The sequence below is a fragment of the Micromonospora sp. NPDC049366 genome, from assembly GCF_044466625.1.
Lineage (GTDB): Bacteria > Actinomycetota > Actinomycetes > Mycobacteriales > Micromonosporaceae > Micromonospora.
Genome location: NZ_JBITMV010000001.1, coordinates 551,772 through 573,677 on the forward strand (window position 1 = coordinate 551,772; position 21,906 = coordinate 573,677).

General features: G+C 70.9%; 22 protein-coding genes. 19 read left to right on the forward strand and 3 right to left on the reverse strand.

What is annotated here, in order from left to right:
* The first annotated feature begins 3 nt into the window (after positions 1 to 3).
* From rplF to truA, 16 genes are all read left to right on the forward strand, one after another.
* Entirely contained in the window at positions 4 to 546 is a 543-nt protein-coding gene (rplF, locus tag ACIBTV_RS02645; RefSeq protein ID WP_396701589.1) for a 50S ribosomal protein L6, read from the forward strand.
* Positions 543 to 932, forward strand: coding sequence for a 50S ribosomal protein L18 (gene rplR, locus ACIBTV_RS02650; protein WP_091594952.1), 390 nt, complete (start codon positions 543 to 545; stop codon positions 930 to 932). The genes rplF and rplR overlap by 4 nt, the downstream gene beginning before the upstream one ends.
* A gap of 33 nt (positions 933 to 965) precedes the next feature.
* The gene (gene rpsE, locus ACIBTV_RS02655) at positions 966 to 1,580 is read left to right on the forward strand and encodes a 30S ribosomal protein S5 (protein ID WP_091102580.1); all 615 of its coding nucleotides are present in this window, start codon (positions 966 to 968) and stop codon (positions 1,578 to 1,580) included.
* A complete protein-coding gene (gene rpmD / locus ACIBTV_RS02660; RefSeq protein WP_012015110.1) occupies positions 1,580 to 1,762 on the forward strand; it encodes a 50S ribosomal protein L30 in 183 nt (60 codons plus the stop codon). Before rpsE ends, rpmD begins: the two co-directional genes overlap by 1 nt.
* Positions 1,762 to 2,205 carry a 50S ribosomal protein L15 gene (rplO, locus tag ACIBTV_RS02665; protein WP_396701593.1) on the forward strand — a complete coding sequence of 148 codons (444 nt, stop codon included), beginning with the start codon at positions 1,762 to 1,764 and terminating at the stop codon, positions 2,203 to 2,205. Before rpmD ends, rplO begins: the two co-directional genes overlap by 1 nt.
* Before the next feature lie 229 nt (positions 2,206 to 2,434).
* Positions 2,435 to 3,763, forward strand: a complete 1,329-nt coding sequence (gene secY / locus ACIBTV_RS02670; protein WP_396701595.1) for a preprotein translocase subunit SecY — start codon at positions 2,435 to 2,437, stop codon at positions 3,761 to 3,763.
* Entirely contained in the window at positions 3,764 to 4,417 is a 654-nt protein-coding gene (locus ACIBTV_RS02675) for an adenylate kinase (RefSeq protein WP_396701597.1), read from the forward strand.
* Positions 4,418 to 4,503: 86 nt separating this feature from the next.
* Entirely contained in the window at positions 4,504 to 5,355 is an 852-nt protein-coding gene (gene map, locus ACIBTV_RS02680) for a type I methionyl aminopeptidase (protein ID WP_396701599.1), read from the forward strand.
* 468 nt (positions 5,356 to 5,823) lie between these two features.
* A complete protein-coding gene (gene infA / locus ACIBTV_RS02685; protein ID WP_007073013.1) occupies positions 5,824 to 6,045 on the forward strand; it encodes a translation initiation factor IF-1 in 222 nt (73 codons plus the stop codon).
* A gap of 93 nt (positions 6,046 to 6,138) precedes the next feature.
* The gene (gene rpmJ, locus ACIBTV_RS02690; protein WP_088982067.1) at positions 6,139 to 6,252 is read left to right on the forward strand and encodes a 50S ribosomal protein L36; all 114 of its coding nucleotides are present in this window, start codon (positions 6,139 to 6,141) and stop codon (positions 6,250 to 6,252) included.
* Between the two features lie 263 nt (positions 6,253 to 6,515).
* Positions 6,516 to 6,896, forward strand: coding sequence for a 30S ribosomal protein S13 (rpsM, locus tag ACIBTV_RS02695; protein ID WP_007073012.1), 381 nt, complete (start codon positions 6,516 to 6,518; stop codon positions 6,894 to 6,896).
* A gap of 82 nt (positions 6,897 to 6,978) precedes the next feature.
* On the forward strand, positions 6,979 to 7,386 hold the full coding sequence (gene rpsK, locus ACIBTV_RS02700; protein ID WP_007073011.1) for a 30S ribosomal protein S11: 408 nt from the start codon (positions 6,979 to 6,981) through the stop codon (positions 7,384 to 7,386).
* Positions 7,387 to 7,399: 13 nt separating this feature from the next.
* Positions 7,400 to 8,026, forward strand: a complete 627-nt coding sequence (rpsD, locus tag ACIBTV_RS02705) for a 30S ribosomal protein S4 (RefSeq protein ID WP_396701601.1) — start codon at positions 7,400 to 7,402, stop codon at positions 8,024 to 8,026.
* Between the two features lie 96 nt (positions 8,027 to 8,122).
* Positions 8,123 to 9,145 carry a DNA-directed RNA polymerase subunit alpha gene (locus ACIBTV_RS02710; RefSeq protein ID WP_007073009.1) on the forward strand — a complete coding sequence of 341 codons (1,023 nt, stop codon included), beginning with the start codon at positions 8,123 to 8,125 and terminating at the stop codon, positions 9,143 to 9,145.
* Positions 9,146 to 9,179: 34 nt separating this feature from the next.
* Entirely contained in the window at positions 9,180 to 9,746 is a 567-nt protein-coding gene (gene rplQ / locus ACIBTV_RS02715; protein ID WP_091594965.1) for a 50S ribosomal protein L17, read from the forward strand.
* 67 nt (positions 9,747 to 9,813) lie between these two features.
* The gene (gene truA, locus ACIBTV_RS02720) at positions 9,814 to 10,644 is read left to right on the forward strand and encodes a tRNA pseudouridine(38-40) synthase TruA (protein WP_396701604.1); all 831 of its coding nucleotides are present in this window, start codon (positions 9,814 to 9,816) and stop codon (positions 10,642 to 10,644) included.
* A gap of 129 nt (positions 10,645 to 10,773) precedes the next feature.
* On the opposite strand, the gene ACIBTV_RS02725 is transcribed toward truA, so the two are convergent.
* The gene (locus tag ACIBTV_RS02725) at positions 10,774 to 11,892 is read right to left on the reverse strand and encodes a hypothetical protein (RefSeq protein ID WP_396701606.1); all 1,119 of its coding nucleotides are present in this window, start codon (positions 11,890 to 11,892) and stop codon (positions 10,774 to 10,776) included.
* Between the two features lie 109 nt (positions 11,893 to 12,001).
* On the opposite strand from ACIBTV_RS02725, the gene ACIBTV_RS02730 reads away from it, so the two are divergent.
* From ACIBTV_RS02730 to ACIBTV_RS02740, 3 genes are read left to right on the forward strand one after another with little or no spacing between them, the layout of a single operon-like run.
* Complete coding sequence (locus tag ACIBTV_RS02730) at positions 12,002 to 12,610, forward strand: class I SAM-dependent methyltransferase (protein WP_396701608.1); 609 nt, start codon at positions 12,002 to 12,004, stop codon at positions 12,608 to 12,610.
* Positions 12,611 to 12,651: 41 nt separating this feature from the next.
* A complete protein-coding gene (locus tag ACIBTV_RS02735; RefSeq protein ID WP_396701610.1) occupies positions 12,652 to 14,328 on the forward strand; it encodes an ABC-F family ATP-binding cassette domain-containing protein in 1,677 nt (558 codons plus the stop codon).
* Positions 14,329 to 14,351: 23 nt separating this feature from the next.
* Complete coding sequence (locus tag ACIBTV_RS02740; protein ID WP_396702048.1) at positions 14,352 to 15,296, forward strand: aldo/keto reductase; 945 nt, start codon at positions 14,352 to 14,354, stop codon at positions 15,294 to 15,296.
* Positions 15,297 to 15,393: 97 nt separating this feature from the next.
* On the opposite strand, the gene ACIBTV_RS02745 is transcribed toward ACIBTV_RS02740, so the two are convergent.
* Positions 15,394 to 15,909 (reverse strand): hypothetical protein, encoded by a 516-nt coding sequence (locus ACIBTV_RS02745; protein ID WP_396702050.1) that lies wholly within the window; start codon positions 15,907 to 15,909, stop codon positions 15,394 to 15,396.
* Between the two features lie 81 nt (positions 15,910 to 15,990).
* Positions 15,991 to 21,831: a ThuA domain-containing protein gene (locus ACIBTV_RS02750; protein WP_396701612.1), complete on the reverse strand. Its 5,841-nt coding sequence runs from the start codon at positions 21,829 to 21,831 to the stop codon at positions 15,991 to 15,993.
* Positions 21,832 to 21,906 lie beyond the last annotated feature (75 nt).

The window sequence follows — 21,906 nt, forward strand, 5'->3', positions numbered from 1 at the left end:
GAAATGTCGCGTATTGGACGTAAGTCGATCCCGGTGCCAACCGGCGTTGACGTCACCATCGACGGGCAGACCGTCAAGGTCAAGGGCCCGAAGGGCGAGCTGTCGCACACCCTGGCCGAGCCGATCACGATCGAGAAGGGCGAGGACGGTCAGCTGTCCGTCAACCGCCCGAACGACGAGCGGAAGGCCAAGGAGCTGCACGGGCTCAGCCGTACCCTGGTCGCCAACATGATCGTCGGCGTGACCGAGGGCTACCGCAAGAGCCTGGAGATCGCCGGCACCGGTTACCGGGTCACGGCCAAGGGCCAGGACCTCGAGTTCGCGCTCGGGTTCTCGCACCCGGTCGTGGTCACCGCGCCGGCGGGGATCACCTTCACCGTGGAGCGGCCGACCCTGTTCCACGTGGCCGGCATCGACAAGCAGCAGGTCGGTGAGGTCGCCGCCAACATCCGGAAGATCCGCCCGCCGGAGCCCTACAAGGGCAAGGGCGTGAAGTACCAGGGCGAGGTCATCCGCCGCAAGGCTGGAAAGGCAGGTAAGAAGTGACCGCCACGCTGCTCAAGCGCCGCCGCGGCGTCGCCGCCAAGCGCGCCGTCGGGCGGGCGCGTCGGCACTTCCGGGTCCGCAAGAACGTCAGTGGCACCGCCGAGCGTCCGCGCCTGGTCGTCACCCGTTCGCTGCGGCACATCGTCGCCCAGATCGTCGACGACACCAAGGGTCACACCCTGGCGTCGGCGTCGACCCTGGACGCCTCGCTGCGCGGCACCGAGGGCGACAAGAGCGCCCTCGCCGGCAAGGTGGGCGCCCTGCTCGCCGAGCGGGCCAAGGCCGCCGGCATCTCCAAGGTCGTCTTCGACCGCGGCGGCAACCGGTACGCGGGGCGGGTCGCCGCGCTCGCCGACGCCGCCCGCGAAGCCGGGCTCGAGTTCTAGTAACCCCGTCACGAGAGAGAAGGAAGGCTGCTGATGCCAGGTCAACAGCGCCGTGGCGGCGGGTCCGGTGGCAACGAGGGTGGTCGCCGCGACAACCGCCGTGAGGGCGGCCGCGGAAACGCGCCCGTCGAGAAGACCCCGCACCTTGAGCGGGTCGTCGCGATCAACCGCGTCGCCAAGGTCGTGAAGGGTGGTCGTCGCTTCAGCTTCACCGCCCTGGTGATCGTGGGCGACGGCGACGGCACGGTCGGCGTGGGCTACGGAAAGGCCAAGGAGGTGCCCGCGGCGATCGCCAAGGGTGTCGAGGAGGCCAAGAAGCACTTCTTCAAGGTGCCGCGGATCGGTCAGTCGATCCCGCACCCGGTTCAGGGCGAGGACGCCGCCGGCGTCGTGCTGCTCAAGCCGGCCTCCGCCGGTACGGGTGTCATCGCCGGTGGGCCGGTGCGCGCGGTGCTGGAGTGCGCGGGCATCCACGACGTGCTCTCCAAGAGCCTCGGCTCGTCGAACCCGATCAACATCGTGCACGCCACCGTGGCGGCGCTGAAGGGGCTCGAGTCCCCCGAGGCCGTCGCCGCCCGCCGTGGCCTGCCGGTGGAGGACGTCGCGCCGGCCGCCATGCTGGCGTCGCGGGCGGGGGTGGCTTCCTGATGGCTCGCCTGAAGGTCACCCAGGTCCGATCCGAGATCGGGACCAAGCAGAACCAGCGTGACTCGCTGCGTTCGCTTGGTCTCAAGCGGATCAACGACGTGGTGGTCAAGGAGGACCGGCCCGAGATCCGCGGCATGATCTTCACTGTGAACCACCTCGTGAAGGTCGAGGAGGTCGAGTAATGACGATCAAGGTTCACCACCTGCGCCCGGCGCCGGGGTCCAAGACCGCGAAGACCCGCGTGGGTCGCGGTGAGGGCTCCAAGGGCAAGACCGCCGGCCGCGGTACCAAGGGTTCGAAGGCCCGCAAGAACATCTCGGCGGCGTTCGAGGGTGGGCAGATGCCCATCCACATGCGCCTGCCGAAGATGAAGGGCTTCAAGAACAAGTTCAAGGTGACCTTCCAGGTGGTCAACCTGGACCGGCTCGCCGAGCTGTTCCCGAACGGCGGCCAGGTCGGTCCGCTGGAGCTGGTCGAGGCCGGCGCGGTCCGCAAGGGCCAGCCGGTGAAGGTCCTCGGCACCGGGGACCTCGGTGGCGTGACTCTCCAGATCTCGGCGCACGCGTTCAGCGCGTCGGCGAAGGAGAAGATCGCCGCCGCCGGTGGCTCCGTCACCGAGCTGTAAGGCAATCCATGGCGCCCGTCCAGTTGATCGCAACTGGCGGGCGCCATGGTCTACCTGGGCCGTGTGCGGCCAGTAACATCGGAAGCGATTTATGTAGCCGGGCACACCTGCCCGGCACGGGATCGGGCTGTTAGAGTCCCTTCCCAGCCATGGATATCGGGCGCTCGCCCGACACCCACCCCGATCCGCCAGGGACATCCGGCGGCCCGCCTCGCGCAGGAGGAAGAAGTTGCTGTCCGCCTTTCTCAGTGCGTTCCGTACGCCTGACCTGCGCAAGAAGCTGCTGTTCACAGTCGGCATCATCGCGGTCTACCGGCTGGGGGCGACCCTGCCCAGCCCCGGTGTGTCGTACGGGAACGTGCAGAAGTGCCTCGACCTGCTGCAGGGCGACACCACTGGTGTGCTGAACCTGCTCAACCTGTTCTCCGGTGGGGCACTGCTTCAGCTCTCGGTCTTCGCGCTGGGCATCATGCCCTACATCACCGCGTCGATCATCCTGCAGCTGCTGACCGTGGTGATCCCGCGGCTGGAGCAGCTCCGCAAGGAGGGTCAGTCCGGCCAGGCGAAGATCACCCAGTACACCCGCTACCTGACGCTCGGCCTCGGTGTGCTGCAGGCCTCGACGTTCGTGGCGCTGGCCCGCTCCGGGCAGCTGTTCCAGAACCGCTGCGACCAGTTCCCGATCATCCCCGAGGGCACCGGCATCCCGGACTGGCTGACCCTGGGCATCCTGGTCATGACGATGACCGCCGGCACCGGCGTGGTCATGTGGCTCGGTGAGCTGATCACCGACCGCGGCGTCGGCAACGGCATGTCCGTCCTGATCTTCACCTCGATCGCCGCCCGCCTCCCCGGCGAGGGCTGGCAGATCAAGACCTCCCAGGGCTGGTGGAAGTTCTTCCTCGTCATCGCCCTGGTCCTGGTGGTCATCACCCTGGTCACCTTCATCGAGCAGGCGCAGCGCCGGATCCCGGTGCAGTACGCCAAGCGCATGATCGGCCGGCGGATGTACGGCGGCACCTCCACCTACATCCCGCTGAAGGTCAACCAGGCGGGTGTCATCCCGGTCATCTTCGGCTCGTCGCTGCTCTACCTGCCGCAGCTGGCGCTGCAGTTCTTCGACCAGAACAACCCGGGCAAGACCCAGGCCTGGATCCAGAACAACCTGGTGGCCCCCGACAGCCCGATCTACATCTCGATCTACTTCCTGCTGATCATCTTCTTCACGTACTTCTACGTCTCGATCACGTTCAACCCGACCGAGGTCGCGGACAACATGAAGAAGTACGGCGGGTTCGTGCCGGGTATCCGCCCGGGCAAGCCGACGGCCGACTACCTGGACTTCATCCTCAGCCGGATCACGCTGCCGGGCGCGCTCTACCTGGGCATCGTCTCGATCCTGCCGAACTTCTTCTTCATCTGGCTGGACAACCAGCAGTACCAGAACTTCCCGTTCGGCGGCACCGCTGTGCTGATCATGGTTGGCGTCGGTCTGGAGACCGTCAAGCAGATCGAGAGCCAACTGATGCAGCGGAACTACGAAGGGTTCCTGCGGTAGATGAGACTCGTTCTGGTTGGCCCGCCGGGCGCGGGCAAGGGCACGCAGGCCGAGTTCATCGCTGCGCACCTCTCGGTTCCGAAGATCTCGACCGGCGACATCTTCCGGTCGAACGTGTCCCAGGGCACGCCGCTCGGCGTCGAGGCGAAGCGCTACATGGACGCTGGCGAGCTGGTACCGGACGAGGTCACCATCAACATGGTCCGGGACCGGCTCGCCGAGCCGGACGCCGGTGAGGGCTTCCTGCTCGACGGCTTCCCGCGTACGACGCCGCAGGCCGCCGCGCTCGACAAGCTCCTCGCCGACCTCGGCACCGCGCTGGACGTGGTGCTGGAGCTGGTGGTCGACGACGACGAGGTGATCCGGCGGCTGTCCGGCCGGCGCACCTGCCGGGGCTGCGGCAAGATCTGGCACGTCGAGTTCGACGCCACCACCCGCGAGGGCATCTGCGACCGGTGCGGCGCCGAGCTGTTCCAGCGGGACGACGACAAGCCCGAGACCATCGCGACCCGCCTGCGGGAGTACGCGGAGAAGACCGCGCCGCTGGTCGACTACTACGGCGCCCAGGGCAAGCTGGTCGGGATCGACGCCACCGGCCCGGTGGAGGACGTCACGGTCCGCGCGATCGACGCCCTGCGCTCGTACGGGGGTTGACGTCCCGCCGCTCTCCGGCGGATAGAGTGCGAACAGCGGGGTACGTGCGGCGTGCCCCGCTGAACGGCCACGAAAGGTAACGCTCCATGCGTCGTCCCCAGCTGGACATCCAGCTGAAGACCCCGGACCAGATCGAGAAGATGCGTGCCGCCGGTCTGGTGGTCGCCGAGGCCCTGCGCCGGATGCGCGAGGCGGTCGCCCCGGGGATCAGCACCGCCGACCTGGACGCCATCGCCGAGTCGACCATCCGGGAAGCCGGGGCCGTCCCCTCGTTCAAGGGCTACCACGGCTACCCGGCGTCGATCTGCTCGTCCGTCAACGAGCAGGTCGTTCACGCGATCCCGGCGCCCAGCCAGGTGCTGGCGGACGGCGATCTGATCTCGATCGACTGCGGTGCGGTGCTCGACGGGTGGCACGGCGACGCGGCCATCACGGTCGGTGTCGGCGACGTCGACCCGGCGCTGCTGAAGATGGCGGCCGTCGCCGAGGACGCGATGTGGGCGGGGATCGCCGCCGCGGCCCGTGGCGCGGCGAGCGGCCGGGGCCGGCTCACCGACATCTCCCACGCCGTGGAGGACGCCGTCCGCCGCGGTGGCCGGTACGGCATCGTCGACGGCTACGGCGGGCACGGCATCGGCACCGAGATGCACCAGGACCCGCACGTGCTCAACCACGGGCGGCCGGGGAAGGGCCCCCGCCTGGTGCCGGGGATGGCGCTGGCGATCGAGCCGATGATCACGATGGGCTCGCCCCGTACGGTCGAGCTGGCCGACGGTTGGACCGTGGTGACCCGGGACGGGTCGATGGCGGCGCACGTCGAGCACAGCATGGCTCTGCTGCCCGACGGCGTGTGGGTGCTGACCGCCCCCGACGGCGGTCGGGCCCGTCTCGGTGACCTGGTGACCGCCCGCCAACCCGCCGGCAGCCCCACCCCCTGACCACCCCGCTCATCCCAGGCCCCGAGGGGCCCCAGCCGCTCGGGGCAGCGGGTGCCCCGCTGACAGCCCCCCACCCCACCCACCCGCCCACACTCGCTCGGTGATCAAGAGCTTTCGGTCAGATCGGGGCCCGATCCCGACGCCGAACTCTTGATCACCATGGCCAGGCCGTGGCCGGGGCGAGACCGGGGTCGGGGTCAGGCCGAGCCGGGGCCGGGCCGGGGTGGGGGAGAGGTGCGGGAGCGTGGGGTTTGTCTGGTTCGGGGCGTAGTGGTGGGGCGGTTTGGCGGCAGCGCGCCGTCCGGCGTACACTTTCAGATCGGCGCACAGCGTCCACTCCGGCATGCCCATCCTGCGCTTCGGTGGGGTCGGAGACCGCGGCTGGCGCGGGCTACCTGATCTTGGTCGGTTACCCGTGAAAGACGTTGTGGGCCGTCCGGAGCAACCGACGTCAGGACAGCGGAGGACATGCCGAAAAAAGACGGAGCCATCGAGATCGAGGGTCGGGTCATCGAGCCCCTGCCGAACGCCATGTTCCGGGTGGAGCTCGCGAACGGCCACAAGGTGCTGGCTCACATCAGCGGCAAGATGCGGCAGCACTACATCCGCATCCTGCCGGAGGACCGGGTCGTCGTCGAACTCTCGCCGTACGACCTGACCCGCGGGCGCATCGTCTACCGCTACAAGTAAGCCTGACGGCGGCCGGAAGCTACCCCGTGTCCGTCTTCGACGTCCGAGGTCGCGCCAGACGCGTCACCGGGCCTGATGGGAAGTAAGGCAACCGTGAAGGTCAAGCCGAGCGTCAAGAGGATCTGCAACAAGTGCCGGGTGATCCGCCGGCACGGCCGGGTCATGATCATTTGCAGCGACCCGCGCCACAAGCAGCGCCAGGGCTGAGCCCCTCGTCCGGTCGCGTCCGCGGCCGGTGAGGACCGGCCGGGCGGCAGATCCGGAGCACACACATCACACATGCTCGTCCCAGCCGCGAGCGGTACGCGTCACGCGTACTCCTTCGTGGCCAACCCCCGGTCGGAGGCCGGGGCCCGCTCGGGCAGCGGCCGTTCGGTCGCCGGCGCGAATCGCGTCGGAGGCGACACGGCCGGGGCGGGGTGGGACGGGTGCAGACCTCCGCCACAACATCACGAGGAGCACGCCCGCACATGGCACGTCTAGTCGGCGTCGACCTCCCCCGCGAAAAGCGGATGGAGATCGCGCTCACCTACATCTTCGGCGTGGGTCGCACCCGCGCTCTGGAGACGCTCGCCGCCACCGGCATCTCGCCGGACAAGCGCGCCCGGGACCTCACGGATGAGGAGCTCGTCCAGCTCCGCGACCACATCGAGGCCAACTACAAGGTTGAAGGCGACCTGCGCCGCGAGGTCGCCGCTGACATCCGCCGCAAGGTCGAGATCGGCTGCTACGCCGGTATCCGGCACCGCCGGGGCCTGCCCGTGCGTGGCCAGCGGACGCGGACCAACGCCCGCACCCGCAAGGGCCCGAAGCGGACCGTCGCCGGCAAGAAGAAGCCCGGCAAGAAGTAAGACGTAAACCGGAAAGCCGGTCGGGGTCCGCCGAGCTGGGCCAGACCGGTTCCGGGAAGTCAACTAGGAGCGCAGAAGACTTATGCCACCGAAGGCTCGTGCCGGAGCCGCCGTCAAGAAGGTCCGGCGCAAGGAACGCAAGAACGTCGCCCACGGGCAGGCGCACATCAAGAGCACCTTCAACAACACCATCGTGTCCATCACGGACCCGACCGGTGCGGTCATCTCCTGGGCCTCCGCGGGCCAGGTGGGCTTCAAGGGCTCGCGTAAGTCGACCCCGTTCGCCGCGCAGCTGGCCGCCGAGGCCGCCGCGCGTCGGGCGATGGAGCACGGCATGCGCAAGGTCGACGTCTTCGTCAAGGGCCCCGGCTCCGGCCGGGAGACCGCCATCCGTTCGCTGCAGGCCGTCGGTCTGGAGGTCGGTCAGATCTCCGACGTCACCCCGCAGCCGCACAACGGATGCCGTCCGCCGAAGCGTCGCCGGGTCTGAGAGGTAGAGAGAGATGGCTCGTTACACCGGTGCTGACTGCCGCCGTTGCCGGCGGGAGAAGATGAAGCTGTTCCTCAAGGGCAGCAAGTGCGATGGCCCGAAGTGCCCGTTCGAGTCCCGGCCGTTCCCGCCCGGGCAGCACGGCCGCGGCCGCACCAAGGAGACGGAGTACCTGCTCCAGCTCCGCGAGAAGCAGAAGGCCCGCCGCGTGTACGGCGTGCTGGAGAAGCAGTTCCGCGGTTACTACGAGGAGGCCGTGGCCAAGCAGGCCAAGACCGGTGAGGTCCTCCTGCAGATCCTCGAGTCGCGGCTGGACAACGTGGTCTACCGGGCCGGCTACGCCGGTTCCCGTGACATGGCCCGCCAGCTGGTCAAGCACGGTCACTTCACGGTGAACGGCAAGAAGGTCGACATCCCGTCGTACCGCGTCAAGGAGCACGACATCATCGAGGTTCGGGAGAAGAGCAAGCAGCTCACCCCGTTCGTGGTGGCGCAGGCGCAGGCCGGTTCGCGGTCGGTGCCGGCCTGGCTGGAGGCGATCCCCAGCCAGATGAAGATCCTCGTGCACTCGCTCCCGGCCCGCCAGGTGATCGACACCCAGGTCCAGGAGCAGCTGATCGTCGAGCTCTACTCCAAGTAAGGGCTCGTTGCGGTGGCCCGTCCTCCGGGGCGGGCCACCGGAACAGTTTGTGTCGTGGGCGTCAAATAGCGGGCGCCCCGGAAGAGAAGAGAAGACATGCTCATCAGCCAGCGACCCTCCCTCTCCGAGGAGTCGATCAACGAGACCCGTTCCCGGTTCACCATCGAGCCGCTGGAGCCGGGCTTCGGTTACACCCTGGGCAACTCGCTGCGGCGTACGCTGCTGTCGTCGATCCCGGGTGCGGCCGTGACCTCGATCAAGATCGACGGCGTGCTCCACGAGTTCACCACGATCCCCGGGGTCAAGGAGGACGTGGTCGAGCTCGTCATGAACATCAAGGAGCTGTGCGTCAGCTCCGAGCACGACGAGCCGGTCAGCATGTACCTGCGCAAGCAGGGCCCGGGCGACGTGACCGCGGGTGACATCCAGCCGCCGGCCGGCGTCTCGGTGCACAACCCGGACCTGAAGCTCGCCACCCTGAACGGCAAGGGCCGGCTCGACATGGAGCTGACCGTCGAGCGGGGTCGCGGCTACGTGACCGCGGCGCAGAACAAGCAGGCCGGCGCCGAGATCGGCCGGATCCCGGTCGACTCGATCTACTCGCCGGTGCTGAAGGTGACCTACCGCGTCGAGGCGACCCGTGTCGAGCAGCGGACCGACTTCGACCGGCTGATCATCGACGTCGAGACCAAGCCGTCGATGGGCCCGCGCACCGCGCTGGCCTCCGCCGGCTCGACGCTGGTGGAGCTCTTCGGCCTGGCTCGGGAGCTCGACGAGACCGCCGAGGGCATCGACATCGGGCCGTCCCCGCAGGACGCCCAGCTGGCGGCGGACCTGGCCCTGCCGATCGAGGAGCTGGACCTGACCGTCCGCTCCTACAACTGCCTCAAGCGCGAGGGCATCAACTCCGTTGGTGAGCTCATCGGGCGTACCGAGGCCGACCTCCTCGACATCCGCAACTTCGGGCAGAAGTCGATCGACGAGGTCAAGATGAAGCTCGCCGGGATGGGCCTGGGGCTGAAGGACTCGGCTCCGAACTTCGACCCGGCGCACGTCGTGGACGCCTTCGGCGAGGCCGACTACGACACCGACGACTACCGCGAGACCGAGCAGCTCTAGTCCGCGCTGCCGCCACACCTGAGGAGCACCAAGCATGCCCACGCCCACCAAGGGCCCCCGCCTCGGCGGCAGCCCCGCGCACGAGCGGCTGATGCTGGCCAACCTGGCCACCGCGCTGTTCCAGCACGGCAAGATCCAGACCACCGAGACGAAGGCCCGGCGGCTGCGTCCGCTGGCCGAGCAGCTCATCACCAAGGCCAAGCGCGGCGACCTCGCCTCGCGGCGTCGGGTGCTGGGTGTCGTCAAGGACAAGGACGTGGTCTACGCCCTGTTCGACCAGATCGCGCCCCGGTACGCCAACCGCCCCGGCGGTTACACCCGGATCGTGAAGACCGGTCCGCGCAAGGGTGACGCCGCGCCGATGGCGATCATCGAGCTGGTCGAGGAGCTTCAGGTCGCCGAGCCGAAGGCGAACAAGAAGACCGCCGCCCGCAAGGCCGCCCAGCAGGACAAGGTCGAGGCGCTCGCCCCCGCGGAGGAGACCCCGCGGGCCGAGTCGGCCGACCAGGACGCGGAGCCGCCGGTCTCGGCGTCCGGCGACACCGCCGAGGCGCGCGAGGACAGCGACCTCGCGGTCGAGGAGAACAACGAGAAGGCCTGATCACGGGCTTTCGTCGGGCCCGGCACCCCTGGTGGGTGTCGGGCCCGACCTGTCACGGAGGTACGAGGTGGACGAGCGGACCCGGCTGCGGCTGGACGTGTCGTACGACGGCACCGGCTTCTCGGGCTGGGCGGCTCAGCCGACCCGCCGGACCGTCGCGGGGGTGCTCGTCGAGACGCTCGACCTGGTGCTCGGCGCCGGCACCGCCACCGGGCTGACCGTCGCCGGCCGCACGGACGCCGGGGTCCACGCGACCGGGCAGGTCTGTCACCTGGACCTGCCGACGGCCGTCTGGCGGGAGCGGGAGGGGCAGTTGCTGCGCCGGCTGGCCCGGCTGCTCCCCACCGACGTGCGGATCCGGGCGATCACCGAGGTGCCGGCCGAGTTCGACGCCCGCTTCTCGGCCACCTTCCGGCGCTACGAGTACCGGGTGACCGACGCCCCGTACGGGGCCGAGCCGCTGCGCCGGCACGAGATCCTGGCCTGGCCGAAACCGCTGGACGTCGACGCGCTCAACACCGCGGCGGCCGGTCTGGTGGGCGAGCACGACTTCGCGGCGTACTGCCGGCGCAAGGAGAACGCCACGACCCTGCGCGAGGTGACCCGGCTGGAGTGGCGGCGGGAGCCGGACGGCGTCCTGGTCGCCACCGTGCAGGCGGACGCCTTCTGCCAGGCGATGGTCCGCAGCCTGGTCGGCGCCATGCTGGTCGCCGGGGACGGCCGGCGGCCCGTCGAGTGGCCCGCCAGCCTGCTCACCCGCCGCGAGCGGTCCAGCGAGGTGACCGTCGCGCCCGCGCACGGGCTGACCCTGGTGGCGGTCGGTTACCCGGACGACCCGGCCGAGTACGCTCGCCGCGCCGACCTCACCCGCCGCCTGCGGGTACCCGCCGAGGCCTGAGCTCCGCCGAATCGCGGCCGCCTAAACCGCCGGCCGCCGAGCTGTCGGCCGCCGAACCGTCGGGCGGCCCTGGACGCGCGACGGGTGCGTGCCCCGTGGTCACGCACCCGTCGACGTTCCGTGCGGCCGTCAGTCGCCCGGCAGCTCGTCCGTGCCGTCCTGGCCGCCGGTGCTCCCGGACGGTGCGTCGCTGTTCCCGGACGGTTCACCGGCGCTCTCCGAGGCGCCGGTGGTGGGCTGGCTCGCCGTCCCACCGGCGGCTCGCCGGTCCAGCACGCCCTTGTTGAGGTGCTGCTCGATCAGGTCGAAGAGGACCTCGCGAGCCGCGCTGTCGCCGGACCGGATCGTCTCGCCGTCGCTGCGGACGACCACGGCGTACGCGAGGTAGTGGCCGCGTACCTGCCAGCCGACGCGGGCGGGGGCGGAGGCGACCGCCTCGCTGTCCTCGTCGGCCGCCATGCCGCGGAAGCGGCCCTGCCGCTCGTCGAGCAGTTGGCGGATCCGGTCGCGGGCTCGCTCGGCGCTGGCGCGGTCGGTCAGGTTGAACAGGCCGGCGGTGACCAGGTGGGTGCCGTCCGGGGAGCGGAGCGTGGCCCGGACCACCTGGTTGCAGCCGAGCCGGACCAGCAGGTCGGCGATCTCGTCGGTGGCCGCCACCGCGCAGCTGCCGCTGGACTGGGTCTTGAGGATCTTGTAGGCCGGCTGCCCGTCGGCCGTCACCAGCTCCTTGCCGGGGAAGACCTCCTTCGCGGTCAGCGGCGCCTGGTCGGTGTCCCGCGAGTCCAGGTCGTCCCGCTCCGGCGCACCGGACGGATCGGCGCCGGCCTGGTAGGACGGCGTGGACTGCGGCTCGGGGGTGCGGTCGACGAGCAGGGCGGCCGCGCCGAGCCCGCAGAGCGCGAGCAGGACGAGGACGGCTGCGCCGCCGATCAGGACCTGCCAGAGCCGGCCGCCGCCGCGCCGTGGGGACGCCGGCTCGGCCGGGGCGGGCGACTCGTACCCCCGGGACGGGGGCGGACCGGAGGCGGCCGACGGCGCCGGTGCCACCGGGGCCTCGGCCCGCACCGGCAGCGGATCGGGTGTGGACGCGGGCAGCGCCATCCGGCTCGTGCGCGGCAGCGACGGCGTCGGGAAGCGCGACGGGGAGGGCCCTGCCGGCGGCGGACCGGCGCCGAGCACCGACAGGTCGGACCCGGGTTCCGGGTACTCCACGAAAGCGTCCTCATCGGACTCGTACCGATACACCATGACGCTCAGAGTAGGAGTGTTTGTCCCTTTCGGTGGTAATAATGGGAAATTGCCGGCGCGGGTCGGGCCGTCGCCGCCCGGCACCCGGGCCGGTGCGAGAATTGCCGGCGTGACCGGCGACCACTACTTCACCGCTGAACCCACGACCGCCGCCCGCGGGCGGGAGGTCGAGTTCACCGCCGCCGGCCGCGACTTCACGCTCGCCTCCGCCAGCGGCGTCTTCTCCGCCGACCGGCTCGACCCCGGCACCGCCGTGCTGCTGCGCAAGGCCGAGCTGCCGACCGCCGACACCACCGGCGACCTGCTCGACCTCGGCTGCGGCTTCGGCCCGATCACCTGTGTGCTGGCCAGCACCGCGCCGTCGGCCACGGTCTGGGCGGTCGACGTGAACGAGCGGGCCCGCGAGCTCACCGCCGCCAACGCGGAGCGGGTCGGCGCCGCCGACCGGGTGCGGGTCCGCACGCCGGACGACGTGCCGGCCGACGTCCGCTTCGCGCAGATCTGGTCGAACCCCCCGATCCGGATCGGCAAGGACGAGCTGCACGACCTGCTGCGTCGCTGGCTGCCCCGGCTCGCGCCCGACGGGGTCGCCTGGCTCGTGGTAGCCCGGCACCTCGGCGGTGACTCGTTGCACCGCTGGCTGGTGGACGAGCAGGGCTGGCAGGTGCGGCGGCAGGCCAGCCAGAAGGGCTACCGGGTGCTGCACGTCAGCCGGTAAATGGATGTACCGCCCCACCTGGTCTGAGGCAGGATCCCGGCGTGGGTTACGTGGACGTGGCAGCGGTCGGGCACACCCTTCCCGACGGCCGGGAACTCTTCGCCGACGTGTCCTTCCGCGTCGGCGAGGGCGCGAAGGTGGCGCTGGTCGGGCCGAACGGGGCGGGCAAGACGACGTTGCTGCGGATGGTCGCCGGCGACCTGCCCGTGCGCGTCGGCGGCATCGCCCGCGCCGGTGGGCTCGGCGTGATGCGGCAGTTCATCGGCATGATCGGCGACGGGTCGACGCTCGCCGACCTGGCGCTGTCGCTCGCCCCGCCCGCGCTCCGCGACGCCGGCCACCGACTCGCCGCGACGGAGGCGGCCATGCGGCAGGCCGAGGTGCGCGGCAAGTACAGCACCGCGGCGGGGAAGGCCCAGCTGGCGTACGCGGACGCGCTGGCCGCCTGGGGCGAGGTCGGCGGATACGACGCGGAGGTGTTGTTCGACACCGTCGCCACCATCGTGCTCGACCTGCCCTGGGAAGCCGCCCGGGAGCGGCCGGTCCGGACCCTCTCCGGTGGGCAGCAGAAGCGGTTCGCGCTGGAGCTGCTGCTCCGCGGCCCGGACGAGGTGCTCCTCCTCGACGAGCCGGACAACTTCCTCGACGTGCCAGGCAAGCGGTGGCTGGAGGGTCGGCTGCGTGAGTCGGCGAAGTCGGTGCTCTACGTGTCGCACGACCGGGAGCTGCTGGCGCGTACGGCGGACCGGGTGGTCGCGGTGGAGGGTGGCAGCGCCTGGGTGCACCCGGGCGGCTTCGCCAGCTGGCACGAGGCGCGGGTGGCCCGGCACGACCGTCTGGACGAGCTGCGCCGCCGCTGGGACGAGGAGCACCAGAAGCTGCGCGAGCTGATGCTGATGTACAAGCAGAAGGCCGCGTACAACGACGGACTGGCCTCCCGCTACCAGGCCGCGCAGACCCGGTTGCGCAAGTTCGAGGAGGCCGGGCCGCCGCCCGTACCCCCGAAGGACCAGGACATCCGGATGCGCCTGACCGGCGGGCGGACCGGCAAGCGTGCGGTGATCGCCGAGCAGCTCGAACTGGACGGCCTGACCTACCCCTTCGACCTGGAGCTCTGGTACGGCGATCGGGTCGCGGTCCTCGGCGCCAACGGCACCGGGAAGTCGCACTTCCTGCGGCTGCTCGCCCGCGGCGGCACCGACCCGGACCCGGCCAGCATCCCGGCTGAGGGGGCGAAGCTCGCGCCCGTCGCGCACGGCGGGGTGGTCCGCCTCGGCGCCCGGGTCCGGCCCGGCCACTTCTCCCAGACCCACGACCGGCCGGAGCTGGTGGATAAGACGCTGGTCGAGATCCTGTGGCGGGGTGACGAGCACCGGGCCGGCATGGACCGGCACGCGGCGATGGCGGCGCTGTTCCGGTATGAGCTGGCCGCGCAGGGCGACCAGCGCTTCGGCACCCTCTCCGGGGGGCAGCAGGCCCGGTTCCTGGTCCTGCTGCTCGAACTCTCCGGGGCGACCCTGCTGCTGCTCGACGAGCCCACCGACAACCTCGACCTGGCCAGCGCCGAGGCGCTGGAGGCCGGCCTGAACGCGTTCGAGGGGACCGTGCTCGCGGTCACCCACGACCGGTGGTTCACCCGTACGTTCGACCGGTTCGTACTCTTTCGGGGGGACGGCGAGGTGGTGGAGACACCGGAGCCGGTGTGGGACGTGGGCTGAGTAGGGTTGATCTCGTGACTGAGATGACCTACCGCCGGTTGGGCGACTCCGGGCTCGTGGTGTCCGTGGTCGGGATCGGCTGCAACAACTTCGGCCGCAAGCTCGACGTCGACGGCACGCGCGCGGTGGTCGACGCCGCGCTCGACGCCGGCATCAACTTCTTCGACACCGCCGACATCTACGGCGAGCCGCAGGGCGGCTCGGAGGAGTTGCTCGGGCAGGCGCTCAAGGGCCGCCGGGACGACGTGGTGGTGGCCACCAAGTTCGGCATGGACATGCACGGGCTCAACGGGCCCGACTTCGGTGCCCGCGGCGCCCGGCGCTACATCGCCCGGGCGGTGGAGGCGTCGCTGCGGCGGCTCGGCACCGACCACATCGACCTGTACCAGATGCACGAGCCGGACCCGGGCACGCCGATCGACGAGACCCTCGCCGCGCTGGACGACCTGGTCCGCGCCGGCAAGGTGCGTTACCTGGGCAACTCCAACTTCGCCGGCTGGCAGATCGCCGACGCCGACTGGGTCGCTTCGTCGAACGGGCGGTCCCGGTTCATCAGCGCGCAGAACCACTACAGCCTGCTGGAGCGGTCGGTCGAGGCCGAGGTCATCCCGGCCTGCGAGCGGTTCGGCCTCGGCATGCTGCCGTTCTTCCCGCTCGCCAACGGGCTGCTCACCGGCAAGTACCACCGGGACTCGGCGCCGCCCGCCGGCAGCCGCCTCGCCGGTGGCGGCCGCTACGCCGAGCGGCTCGCCGCGGCCGACTGGGACACGATCGAGGCCATCCGCGCGTACGCGGACGAGCGGGGTATCACCATGCTCCAGGTGGCCATCGGTGGGCTGGCCGCCCAGCCGGCCGTGACCTCGGTGATCGCCGGCGCCACCACGCCGGAGCAGGTGCGGGCCAACGCCGCCGCCGGCTCCTGGCAGCCCACCGACGAGGACCTGGACGCCCTGGGCGCCATCCTCTGATCCCGGGGGCGGGCGCGGTTGTGATCCACTCGCGTTCCTCGACGTCGGGGTGACCCGAGGCTCGGGACACCCCGACGTCGAGGAACGAGTCGAACGTTCAGTCGGGCCGGCGGCGGCTGGACAGCATCGCCACCGCGATCACCGCGGCGACGAGCACGAGGCCACCCGCCGCGACCGGCCACCAGCCGACCCCCGCCCCGCGTCCGGCGGCGTCCGGCTGCGCCGCCACCGGCTCGGGTGCCGGCGGCGACCCCGGTGCCCGGGCCTCCACCTGGGCGCTGGCCTCGCTGCCGTCCGGCGCCGGGGTGCTCACCGTCACCCGCCAGCGGCCGGGCGAGAGGATCGAGCCGATGCTGTAGAAGCCCTGCCCCTCGGCGGACGGTTCCAACTGCACCGGCCCGACCCGCTGGCCGTCCGGGCCGGTGGCGTTGAGCGTCAGCCGGACGAGCGTCTCCAGTTGGCGCCCGTCGGCGTGGGTGGCCCGCACGGTGACGCCGTCGGCGCCGTCGCCGGCCACGGTGAGCTTGAGTTCGCCGGTGTCCGCCGCGGCCGGGGCCGCGCCCAGCAGGGTCAGCACCAGCCCGACGGCCAGGGCGGCGAGACCCTTCCACATACGCCTCACGGACGTCTCCTCACTGCCGAAGAGGGAGGCCCCTCCCCGACGCCGTGGCGTCGGAGAGGGGCCTCGGACGGATCAGAGCTGGCGGCCCGGAGCGAGCCGGGTGACGTCGCCACCCAGTCGCCCGGCACCCTTGACGGGTTTGCCGTCGTTCGCCTTGACCCCGGCGCTGCTGGCCGTGCCGCCCAGCCGCACCGTCATCGCGTCGGCGTCGCGGATCAGCACGTCCCGGATCTCCGCCTCGGTCACCAGCTTGGTGTCGGCGGCGAGCTTCCGGAAGGCGGCGAGTTCCTTGAGCGCCTTGGTGTCGTTGCCGGACGCCTCGGCCTTACGGGCGGCGTCCAGCTTCTTCGTCAGATCCGTGTGCGCCTTGGCCGACAGCCGCCCCGTCGCCTTGAACCGGTCCAGCAGGTTCTGCATGTCCCGGAACGAGGTGGTGACGAAGAACCGGACCGCCGAGGTGGTCTGGTTGCCCGCCTTGTCGGTGGCGGTGACGGTCAGCTCGTGCAGGCCGAGCGGCAGCTCGTACATGGCCTGCAGCGTGCCGCTGACGTACGGGCGGCCGTCCAGCGTCCCGACCACGCTCGCGATGCCCGAGGTCGGGTCGACGGCCTGCCAGGACACCCGGACGTCCTGGCTGTCACCGTAGAGCTGGCCGTCGGCGATCCCGGACACCAGCAGCGTCGGCTTGGCGCCGTCGATCCGCAGCACCGCCGACTTGAGCGTCTCGGCGTTGCCCGCGTTGTCGGTGGACCGGAACAGCAGCTCGTGCGTCCCGTCGCCGGTCACCTCGACCGGCTCCGAGTACGGCGTCCACGCGCCACCGTCCAGCGACCACTCCACCGTCTTCACCCCGGAGCCGGCGTCGGTCGAGGTCAGCACGACGGGGATCGTCCCGTTGTGCCAGCCCTCGTCGTTGGCCGGCGCGAACGACGCCGAGGTGACCGGCGCGGTGGCATCGATCTTGACCGCGACGGTCTTGGTCGACTCCACGTTGCCCGCCTTGTCGGTGGAGCGGAACCGCAGCTCGTGCGCCCCGTCCCCGGTCACCTGCACCGGACCGGTGTAGTCGGTCCAGGTGGTGGCGCCGTCCAGCTGGTAGGCGGTGCCCGCCAGCCCACTGCCACCGGCCTCGTCGGCCGCGGTCAGCGTGACCGTGACCGGCCCGGTGTGCCAACCGGCGGTCGGCGTACCGGAGACCGCCGCGGTGGTCACCGGAGCCGTCTCGTCCGCCACCGCCGTGCTGAGCCGGAAGTAGTCGAACGAGGCGGTCTTCGAGGCGGTCTGGTTGGCGCCGAGGGTGAACAACCCGACCTTCGGGGTGGCCCCGACCGCGCTGTTGGTCAGTGCCGTCAGCGCGCTCCAGGTCGTCCCGTCCGCCGAGTACGACGCGGTGAAGGTGTCGCCGCTGCGGGCCAGCCGCAGGTACCACACCGAACCGGTCAGGTTGCCCGCCTCCGGCTGCGGGTTCTGCACCGTACCGCCGATCTCGCTGCGGAACTCGATCCGCCGCGTCACCGGCTGGCCGGCCTGGTTGTCCGCGATGAAGTCGAACTTCAGGTAGTTGTCGTCGTCGGCGTGCACGATCAGACCGGCCTGCTGGTACTGCTCGTTCAGCAGGCTGCCGTCGACCTTCGTCTCCAGGGTCCAGTCGCCCGACGGCGCGGTCTGGAGGATGAAGTTCGCCGGCCCGGTGTTGTCGGTGCCGTAGATGTCACCGTTCGGCACGTCGATGCGCAGCGCGCCGTCGCTGACCCGGTAACCCGACGGGTTCTCCCGCAGGATCGCGTCCCACCGGCACTTGTCGAGCGCGGTGCCGGTGAACTCGTCGGACGGCTCGACCGACCCGGCCGGCTCGTCCGGCGAGACCTGGAACCAGTCGAAGGCCGCGTCGACGACCGGCGCGTCCGTGCCGCCGTTGAGGGCGAAGACCCCGATCCGCGGGTTGGTGATGCCGGCGAGCGCGGCCGACCGGCCGACCGGGGTGAAGGTCTGCCCGTCGGCCGAGACGGCCGCGGTCAGGTTCGTCCCGTCACTGGTCAGTCGCAGGTGCACGGTGTCACCCGCCGGTGCTGCGGCGCTGTCGGCACTCTCGTTGCGAGGCGTGCCGGCCGTCTCCCGGATGAACTCCACCCGGCGGCTGCCGTTGTACAGCAGGTCCAGCTTGGCGTAGTTCTCGTCGTCGCCGTAGATCAGCAGACCGGCCTGCTGGTAGTTCGCCGTCACCGGCAGGGTGACCTTGGTGGTCGCCTGCCAGGCCCCGGCCGGCGCCGGCTGGAGCACCAGGTTGGTGGCGTCGTTGCGGGTGCCGTAGAGGTCACCCACCGAGGTGGGCAGCCGCAGGGACCCGCCGGAGACCGAGTAGAGCTGGTTCTCGCGAACCACGCCGCTCCACCGGCTCTTGTCGAGGCTGTTGCCGTTGAAGTCGTCCGAGCGCGCCCCGAAGCAGGACGTGTTCGGCGCGTCCACCCGCACCCCAACGGTGGCGTACGACTTCGCACCCTTGCTGTCCGTCACCGTCAGGGTGGCGGTGAAGGTGCCCGGGCTGGTGTACGTGTGGGTGGCGTCCAACGTGGAAGCGGTGCCCCCGTCACCGAAGTCCCAGGCGTACGTCAGCGGGGTGTTCCCCTCGGCGTCGGTGGCCGTGCCGTCGAACGCGACGTTGAGCGGCGCGGTGCCGGTCGTCGGCGTGGCGGTGGCGGTGACCACCGGCGGCGCGTTGTCGGTGACGCCCCGCCCGAGGAAGTCCATCCAGTTGACGTTGAACAGCGAGCCCGTGCCGCCGTTCGGGTCCTTGGCGACGAAGTAGAGCGAGCCGCTGGCGGCGCCGGTGACAGGTGCCGTCACGTCCGCGTACGTCTGCCAGTCACCCGTGCTCGGCACGGTGGCCGTGGCGACCACCGGACCGTCGACCGCTCCGGCCCGGACCTCGATCCGGCCGCCGGTGGTGGCCGAGGCCGCCCGGAACCGGATGTCGGTGATGTTCGTCAGGTTCGCCGGGGCCACCGACCACCAGTCGCCGTCCTCGATGAACCCGATGTTCTGGCCGCCGCCGGCGGTGTCGCCGGTGGTCTCCCGCTGCACGCCCGGGTCACCGCCGCCGGTGCTGCCCGGCGCCCGCCCGGTGGCCGTGAAGTACTCGGCCTGCTTGCGCTTCGGCTGGAGCTGCTCGATCGCCCGGCCGGTGAGCGCGCCGGCACCGCCGGCGCCGCCGTCGTCGGTGTACGTCGCCTCGAAGACACCGAAGACGTTCGCCTCGGCGCCGTGCCCGGAGGCCAGCGACGTCTGGACCGTGCCGGTGCAGCCGGTGTGCTGCTCCAGCGGGTGGGCGTGCTCGTCGTGGCCGAGCAGCACCTGGAGCTGGACCCGGTCGCAGTCGATCTCCCCGTCCTCGGGGTCGGTCACCTTGATCGTGTAGCGGACCTGGTCACCCCACTCGAAGAAGCCGCCGTCCGGCGGGAACTCGATGGTCACCGTCGGGGCGGTGTTGCCCACGGTGACCGGGACGTTCGCCACCGCCGTACGGCCCTTCGGGTTGGTGACGGTGAGCTGGGCGGTGAAGTTGCCCGCCGTGGCGTACGTGTGCGTCGGGTTGGCCTCGGTGGAGGTCTGCCCGTCACCGAACGCCCAGGCGTAGGTGAGCGTGCCGCCGTCCGGGTCGCGGGAGCCCGCGCTGGAGAAGTCCACGGTCAGCGGAGCCGACCCCGAGGTCGGGGTGGCGGCCGCCACGGCGATCGGCGCGCGGTCACCGGCGATGTAGTCGATCCGGTAGACGCCGGAGTTGTCGTTGTTGCCGCCGAAGCCGCTACCCCACTCGATCATGTAGAGCGCGCCGTCCGGGCCGAACTCGAAGTCCATCGGCCGGATGAAGCTCATGCCGGTGAGCAGCTGGTTGATGTCGACCAGCGACTTGCCGTCGGCGGTCAGCTGCATCGTGTACATCTTGGACTGGTTCCACTCGCCGAGCAGCGCCTTGCCGTCGTAGTAGGCCGGCCACTTGCGCGCCGAGTTCAGGTCGGCGTCGTACCGGTAGACCGGGCCGCCCATCGGAGCGCCGCCGCCGCCGATCTCCGGGTAACGCGCGTCACCGGCGTACCCGTAGTCGACAGTGGCCGGCACGACCGGCGGGAGGTTGGTGAGACCGGTGTTGTTGGGCGAGTTGTTCACCGGCGCGGAGCAGTCGAACTTCGCCCCGCTCGGGCCGCTCGGGAAGGTGTAGTCGTTGTACGCCTCGTTCGTGCCCGTGCAGTACGGCCAGCCGTAGTTGCCGGGGGCGACGATGTTCCACTCGACCAGACCCCGGGGGCCCCGGTTCGGGTTGTCGGAGTTGGCGTCCGGTCCGTAGTCCGCGACGTAGAGCGTGTTGGTCTTGGGGTCGGTGCCGATCCGGAACGGGTTGCGGAAGCCCATCGCGTAGATCTCGGGACGGGTCTTCTCGGTGCCCGGCGGGAAGAGGTTGCCGGCCGGGACGGTGTAGGTGCCGTCGTCCTCCGGGTGGATCCGGATGACCTTGCCGCGCAGGTCGTTGGTGTTGCCGGAGGTGCGCTGCGCGTCGTAGTCCTGGCGGCCCGGCCGCTCGTCGATCGGCGTGTACGCGCTCGACTCGAACGGGTTGGTGTTGTCACCGGTGGCCAGGTAGAGGTTGCCGGCACTGTCGAAGGTCATGCTGCCGCCCGCGTGGCAGCAGGTGTTGCGCTGGGTGTCGACCCGCAGCACCTGCTTCTCACTCGCCGGGTCGATGGTGTCGCCCGTCACCGTGAACCGGGACAGCAGGTTGCGCGCGACGCCGTCGTTCGGGGCGTAGTAGAGGTAGACCCACTTGTTGGTGGCGAAGTCCGGGTCGAGCCGGATGCCGATCAGGCCGTCCTCGTTGCCGGTGAAGACGTCCAGGTCGACCGCGGTGACCGTGCTGCCGGTGTCCGGCTTGATGATCTGCACCCGGCCGTCGCGCTCGATGTAGAAGACCCGCCCGTCGGGGGCGATGTCCAGCTCCATCGGGTTGCTGGTGTTGCTGTCCAGCGTCACCTTCTCGAAGCTGGCGGTCTTCGACGCGCCGCAGTCGGCGTCGGCCACGCCGGCGGCGGTGCGGATGCCGCCGAGCAGGTGGCTGAGGAACTGCGGCTCCGCGTACGACTCGCGGGTGTGCCCGCCGCCCGTGTACCAGGACCGTCCGCCGTCGAAGTCCTGACACCAGGCGAACGGGTGGTCGGCGCCCATCGCGCCGGCGCCGGGGGAGTAGCTCTTCTCGTCCAGGCTGGCCAGCACGTGCACGTCCGGCCGGGGGTTGGACTGGTAGTTGTACCACTCGTCGAACCGGGACCAGCGGTCCGGCAGCTCGCTCGTCGACGGGTGGGCGTGGTCCTCCACCTTGATCGTGGCCTGCTGGTTGGCCGGGTGGCTCGCGAAGTACGCGCCGACCAGGTCGCCGTACCAGGCCCAGCTGTACTCGGTGTCGGAGGCGGCGTGGATGCCGACGTAGCCGCCGCCGGCGCGTACGTAGCGCTCGAACGCCGCCTGCTGCTCGGCGTTCAGCACGTCACCTGTGGTGGAGAGCCAGATGACCGCCTTGTACTTGGCCAGGTTGGCGTCGGTGAACGCGCCACCGTCCTCGGTGGCGTCGACCGTGAAGTTGTTCGCCGCACCGAGCTGTTGGATGGCGGCGATGCCGGTGGGGATCGAGTCGTGCCGGAAGCCGGCGGTCTTCGAGAACACCAGGACGGAGTAGGGCTCGTCGGCCGCCGCCGCGGCGGCCCGGACCGGTGTGACCGGGGCCGCGGCCGGGGCGGCCTGGGGGGCTCGCGGGGCGGCCTGCGCGGCGGCCGGAGCCGCCTGGGCGGGCGCCCCGAACAGGACGCTTGAGACGAGGGCGAGGGACAGGGTCGCGGTGATGGGTATACGGGCACGACGACGGGACACGCCGCCTCCTATGTCGCGGTGGACAGGGATTGCGGGGGCCGGCTCGCCGAAGACCGTCCCAGGTGGATGCCAGTG

Bases quoted from the DNA above. Each gene is read 5' to 3' on its own strand.
- rplF (WP_396701589.1), top strand. From the start codon at position 4: ATGTCGCGTATTGGACGTAAGTCGATCCCGGTGCCAACCGGCGTTGAC.
- rpsE (WP_091102580.1), top strand. From the start codon at position 966: ATGCCAGGTCAACAGCGCCGTGGCGGCGGGTCCGGTGGCAACGAGGGT.
- rpmD (WP_012015110.1), top strand. From the start codon at position 1,580: ATGGCTCGCCTGAAGGTCACCCAGGTCCGATCCGAGATCGGGACCAAG.
- rplO (WP_396701593.1), top strand. From the start codon at position 1,762: ATGACGATCAAGGTTCACCACCTGCGCCCGGCGCCGGGGTCCAAGACC.
- ACIBTV_RS02675 (WP_396701597.1), top strand. From the start codon at position 3,764: ATGAGACTCGTTCTGGTTGGCCCGCCGGGCGCGGGCAAGGGCACGCAG.
- map (WP_396701599.1), top strand. From the start codon at position 4,504: ATGCGTCGTCCCCAGCTGGACATCCAGCTGAAGACCCCGGACCAGATC.
- infA (WP_007073013.1), top strand. From the start codon at position 5,824: ATGCCGAAAAAAGACGGAGCCATCGAGATCGAGGGTCGGGTCATCGAG.
- rpsM (WP_007073012.1), top strand. From the start codon at position 6,516: ATGGCACGTCTAGTCGGCGTCGACCTCCCCCGCGAAAAGCGGATGGAG.
- rpsK (WP_007073011.1), top strand. From the start codon at position 6,979: ATGCCACCGAAGGCTCGTGCCGGAGCCGCCGTCAAGAAGGTCCGGCGC.
- rpsD (WP_396701601.1), top strand. From the start codon at position 7,400: ATGGCTCGTTACACCGGTGCTGACTGCCGCCGTTGCCGGCGGGAGAAG.
- ACIBTV_RS02710 (WP_007073009.1), top strand. From the start codon at position 8,123: ATGCTCATCAGCCAGCGACCCTCCCTCTCCGAGGAGTCGATCAACGAG.
- rplQ (WP_091594965.1), top strand. From the start codon at position 9,180: ATGCCCACGCCCACCAAGGGCCCCCGCCTCGGCGGCAGCCCCGCGCAC.
- ACIBTV_RS02725 (WP_396701606.1), bottom strand. From the start codon at position 11,892: ATGGTGTATCGGTACGAGTCCGATGAGGACGCTTTCGTGGAGTACCCG.
- ACIBTV_RS02740 (WP_396702048.1), top strand. From the start codon at position 14,352: ATGACCTACCGCCGGTTGGGCGACTCCGGGCTCGTGGTGTCCGTGGTC.
- ACIBTV_RS02745 (WP_396702050.1), bottom strand. From the start codon at position 15,909: ATGTGGAAGGGTCTCGCCGCCCTGGCCGTCGGGCTGGTGCTGACCCTG.